This is a genomic window from Verrucomicrobiia bacterium, from assembly GCA_035946615.1.
Classification (GTDB): Bacteria; Verrucomicrobiota; Verrucomicrobiia; order Limisphaerales; family UBA8199; genus DASYZB01.
The window spans coordinates 1-4066 of the sequence record DASYZB010000059.1; the positions used below are offsets into that span (position 1 = coordinate 1).

The following is a 4066-nucleotide window of genomic DNA, read 5'->3' on the forward strand; positions in this document are numbered from 1 at the left end:
TGCTGGCCGGCAAAGTCACCGTAACCTGCTCATTGGAAGAGGTGCAACGGGCATCGAAAACGTAATCGCCTTCCGGGAAAACCGATTCGAACTGCGCGCTGTTGGTTTCGTCGGCATTGAAAATATATTCTCCTGGATTCACGATGGTGTAGAAGAGATTCGACGTCCCTCCGGATGGAAGAGTCAGAGTGACGGTATTGGCGCTCTGGTTGGAGGACAGCGCAGTGGTGGCTATGAAGGCACAACTCGGATACGGATCGGGGGTCGGCGCGCCGGCCGAGTCCTGCGCATTGAGGTAGGACTTGCCTATGACAAAAGCGGTGGTGGCATTCGTGCCCGTAACGGTGCTGCCAGCCGTCTCCTGATTGATCTCCCATACCAGCGCTGCCGGCGGTCCGAAGGCCTCGCCATAAGAAAGCTCAAAATGATAAGTGCCGGCAGATGGAGCTGTCACGGTGAAATACGTCTCTTGGAAAGGAGTGTGCCCTGGTCTATTGACCACCAATCCGATACCATCGATATTGAGCTGCACACCGTCGTCGTCGCCAACCAGAAAGGAGTTCGCCCCGGCATAAAGAACAATCGACCCGGCAAAGTAAAAGTAGGTGTTGTCCAAACTCGCGTTTGGACCATATCCAGCCGCAGGTGTTGAGAAGTTCGAGGACTGATTGTTGAAGGTGGGATTGTTAAGGAAACTCGACAGAGTATATACTGCACCCGAATCAAATGGATTGTAGTTAAAACCTGAGCTGGTGAATGTCGCGTCGGGAGTGCCCAGGTAAAGAGAATTGCTCGATTGCCCATACCCCAGAACGGCATTCTCGGCCGCGGTTTGTTGGTTCTGCCATAACATGCCCACAATTTGAGCATTGCCCACGCAAACAGACATCGCCGCCATGGCAGCAAACGCGATCTTACTGCGCGATGTAATGCTTCTTTTCATACAATTAATCGGCCCTCTTTTTGGGTTTGTCATGAGTTCCACCCCTTAGTGCGACGTTTCGCGGCAAAACGGCTCAGCCAACCACGAGAATCTTTTTACAGGTTGTAAACTTTTTAGTTGAAAACTCTGTGAGTGGCTCTGGGTTGTTCATGGATGGAGTCAACCCATAGTTTGGTTCGATTTGGCATCGGCGCATGTATTTCTTGGTTGACGTTGACGGCCGGCCGGACTATCCCGCCGCTCATGCCGCGCAAGCTTCGCGTTCAATTTCCCGGCGCGATGTATCACGTGATGAGCCGTGGCGACAGGCGTGAGAGAATCTTCCTGGACGACGTGGACCGCCAGGATTTTATCAAAAGCCTTGCCGAAGCGTGTCAGAAAACCAGTTGGCAGGTCCATGCGTATTGCCTCATGCCCAACCACTATCACCTGGTGCTGGAAACGCCGCAACCCAACCTCGTGCCGGGAATGGCCTGGTTACAAAGCAGCTACACCATTCGGCTCAACCACCGACACCACCTTGTCGGTCATGTCTTCAGCGGGCGCTATCGGTGCCAACTGGTCGAAGGCAGCAGCAGCGGGTACCTGAAGACGGCCTGCGATTACGTGCACCTCAATCCAGTCCGCGCCAGGTTGCTCGACCCTCAAGAGCGGCTGCTGGCCTATCCGTGGAGCAGCTTTGGTGCGTACGTCGCCGCGCCCGAGCATCGGCCCTCCTGGATCCGGGTTGACCGACTGCTCGGTGAACACGGGATTCAGGAGGATACCCCGATGGCGCGGCAGTGTTTCGAGCAGAGAATGGAGACCCGCCGCGCCGAAGAAACCGACCCGGAGACGCTCAAAGCGATGCAGCACGGTTGGTGCTTGGGCAGCGAGGCTTTCAGAAGGCAAATGCTGGCAAGGATGGAGGCTAGCTTAGGCGGTCATCACGCCGGCCAACTGCACTTGCAAGCGGCGCAGGCCAAAGCCGAGCGGCTCATCGCTGAGGAGCTCCAGCAGCTTGGCTGGCGCGAGGAAGACCTGGCGAACCGACCGAAGAATGACCCGCTAAAACTTGAGATGGCCGCGCGCTTGCGCCGGGAAACCACGCTGTCGATCAAAGCGATTGCGGCTCGGGTTCACCTTGGCACCTCCAAAGCGGCCAATGCGAAGCTGCACACGCACATGCGCCACGGGAACCAACCCGACACATCACAGCCCATGCTGGGCATTTAAGCTCCTCAATAACCATGAGCCCACCGAACCAAACTATGGGCTGACCCCATCCATGATGCGGCCGGAACCGTTATACCCCGGCTGCAAAAGTTTTTCACATCGATTTTTTTCGCGCACGGCACGGTTATTCACCGTGGCCTCCGGGGAGCTTGCCTGATCGGCTCTCCTCGGCCCCGGATGAATAACCGTGAAGATCGTATCAGGGGCCTTCGAAGCAAGTCTGCGGGTTTTTGGGAGGCCACTGGGTTGCAGGTAGTTGCGAGGCAAATTGCAAACGACGGCGTTTTCGCAAAACGGACCTTGACCTCCGGCGCCACGGGGAAGCCGAGCATTGTCGGTTTCGCGGAGTTGCTCCCATCGGCTTCAAGTAAATGTCAACTGTTGAGATCCGGCCCCACTTTATTTATTGGGATCCTATTTATGGACGTAATTGGGATCCTATCAATGTCCAGCATGATACCATCATCCAGACTATGCTATAGGTTATCCAGAAGACCCCCTTTGGGTGCCGATGAAGCGCGGCAGCAAGGAGGGAAACCATGCTTGCCGGAACGGCTGGGAGAATGGCTAGAGCTAACAACACTAGCGGGTAGCCGTACACGGCACTCGCTTGTGGTGGATGAACGATCCAACTTTGCAACCTCAGGCTAATTGCGGCTACCGCTGCGCTTAAAGCAACAAAACAAAATGCCAAGCTGGCAGAACTGAACGATAGTTTCCGCTGCATATTAAGGGTTCTTCTCAGGCCATACAGATCCGAGAGTACCGGTGTACTTTTCACTACACGGCGAGCACTGTTTTGTGAGATCGTTTTGTTCCGTGACGCGGATTCCATTCGCGTTTGCTTTGAGCAGTCCCCAATCGGCAAACTGTATGGCAGCTTCGCTGTCATCAAACCATTTTGTGAAATTGAATGTTTTCCACGTGTTTATAATTATTCGAATATCGCGGAATGTCATGCCACACTCCCTACAGATAACCCCGAAGGAGTAATAGTTAGCATTCCAAGCGTTATAGCACTTATTGTTAATTGTAACGGTTTGCGGGCAATCCCCGCAGGATCTCCCTTTCATGTAATTACCCCAAAGCCAAGTCATGGCGTCCAAATCCCAGCTGTAGATGCCCCTGAAGAGAGCCGGAACGTCGGTCCAGTCGTACATGAGGGCATGGTACGGCTCGCAGTTCCTCCATTTCTGAGCACGGGATGGCAAGTTCTTGAATTGGCTTATCATTAGCTCTCGCGTCTGGTTAAGCGCATTACCCACGTCCATTCCGCACTTCGCTCCTGGATCACAGAGCCCCAGCACATCAAAACTCGTTATTGGTTTATTGCCGATAAAGCAGGAGAGGTTGGGATAATCGTCAATAAGCCTGGCAGATTTTGCGAGCAGGGAATCGAAGAGGCCTGGGTTCCATCCAGGGTCGACCACTGGGTCCCTACTAGACCACCTTCCCGTGTTGGCGTTGTAGTACCGGTACCCGTAATAAACCAAGTCCGTCTCATCATCCTGATACTTGGTCGAAAACCGGAACGGATTGGCCTTCGCCATTGGCCCGGTGGCTCTGATGACTTCACCGAAGGGGCCGTAGTCGTATTGGGCGGCGAGGGTGCCGTCGGCGGCATTGACTAGGCCCAGGACGTTCCCGTTGCCGTCGAAGGCCGCGAAGCAATTGGTGATTTGAGAATTTGAGATTGCAGAGACTTCCAGCAGACCCCCGACGCCGCCGGCGCCCTGCGGCGAGCCGGAGAGGTCGGTGCCCCAGAGGCACGGCTTCGGCGTTTGGAAAGGTGATCGTCGCATGGGAGCGGGGGGGTGATCGAGGAGTCAGGAATTCCATTCAAAAGCCGATTCAGGAACGTAATGACGTGGCGCTGTGGTCTCTTTTTGGGCAGATCGGGGAACGAAC

At 54.9% G+C, this 4066-nt stretch carries 3 protein-coding genes; 1 reads left to right on the forward strand and 2 read right to left on the reverse strand.

Going from position 1 to position 4066, the window contains the following annotated elements; genetic code table 11:
* The coding region (locus tag VG146_09585; GenBank protein ID HEV2392600.1) for a hypothetical protein at positions 1-943 on the reverse strand (943 nt) is incomplete at its 3' end.
* A gap of 243 nt (positions 944-1186) precedes the next feature.
* Here VG146_09585 and VG146_09590 point away from each other — a divergent pair.
* Complete coding sequence (locus VG146_09590; protein ID HEV2392601.1) at positions 1187-2158, forward strand: transposase; 972 nt, start codon at positions 1187-1189, stop codon at positions 2156-2158.
* A gap of 728 nt (positions 2159-2886) precedes the next feature.
* Here VG146_09590 and VG146_09595 read toward each other — a convergent pair.
* Complete coding sequence (locus VG146_09595; GenBank protein HEV2392602.1) at positions 2887-3960, reverse strand: RHS repeat-associated core domain-containing protein; 1074 nt, start codon at positions 3958-3960, stop codon at positions 2887-2889.
* Positions 3961-4066: the final 106 nt, after the last annotated feature.